General features: G+C 40.1%; 1 protein-coding gene. It reads left to right on the top strand.

All coding sequences use genetic code 11. The features are described from left to right. Nucleotides 1-94 precede the first annotated feature (94 nt). The gene (locus H4J73_RS01155) at nucleotides 95-1,048 is read left to right on the top strand and encodes an IS30 family transposase (RefSeq protein WP_182223116.1); all 954 of its coding nucleotides are present in this window, start codon (nucleotides 95-97) and stop codon (nucleotides 1,046-1,048) included. Nucleotides 1,049-1,081 lie beyond the last annotated feature (33 nt).

Below are 1,081 nucleotides of genomic sequence, written 5' to 3'. Positions count from 1 at the left end.
GCCGAATTCATATACTAAGTGCGACACCCAAGTTAATAAAAACGATGAACTGCGATATCCTTAGTTTTTTGCTCCCGCCAAGAAGTAAAACACTATGAAATACAAGCAGCTCACCGAGGGTGATAGATATACTTTAGCCGCCTTAAAAAGGCAAGGCTTAAGCTTTACTAATATTGCAAAAGCAATGAATAGAGACAGAAGTACTATTTATCGAGAGGTAAATCGTAATAGTTGTTGGATTATTGACGACTCATATAGACCAAGTAAAGCACAGCGACGGACAAAAGCTCGGCGTAGTCGCTCTAGACGAAATCAGCACTTTACTCAGAGAGATTACGCCATTGTTCGGCGGTTATTGCATAAACAATGGAGCCCTGAGCAAATAACGGGGCACCTCAAGCAGCAAGGTCTTCGCTGCTTCAGTCATGAAACTATTTATCGTTATATTTGGCGAGATAAGAAAAGTGGCGGTAAGCTATGGAAGCAATTGCGATGTGCTAATAAACAAAGACGTAAACGCTACAAGGCTTACGACAGCCGCGGAAGGCTTGCCGGTAAACGAAATATAGCTGACCGGCCAGCGGAAGTTGAAACACGAAAAACACAAGGTCACTGGGAAATAGATACTGTGATGGGAAAAGGCTCTAAGCACTGTATTGTGACTTTAGTTGAGCGTAAAACGGGTTACACATTGATAGGTCAATTAAATGATAGAACGACTAAATCAACGAACACGAGAACGATTAAACTCATGAATAAAATGCCTAAGCAATTTAAGACAATTACTTCTGATAACGGCACCGAGTTCCATCAATATAAGAAAGTAGAAGAAGCTACTAATTGCCCTTATTATTTTGCTAACCCACATCACTCCTGGGAGCGTGGAACGAACGAAAATACTAACGGTTTAATCAGACAATATTTGGTTAAAGGAACATCAATGAAGGGCTTAACTCAACAACGATGTAATGCCATCGCAGCTAAATTAAATACAAGACCAAGAAAGAGATTGGGATATAAAACACCAGAGGAATGCTTTTATGAATAATCACTTTTGTCGCACTTCAAACTTGAAACTAAG

The organism is Colwellia sp. MB3u-41, from assembly GCF_014076845.1.
Classification (GTDB): domain Bacteria; phylum Pseudomonadota; class Gammaproteobacteria; order Enterobacterales; family Alteromonadaceae; genus Colwellia_A.
This window is presented reverse-complemented; position numbering and strand designations above follow the sequence as displayed.

Coding starts and splice junctions, on each gene's coding strand:
- H4J73_RS01155 (WP_182223116.1), top strand. CDS start 95: ATGAAATACAAGCAGCTCACCGAGGGTGATAGATATACTTTAGCCGCC.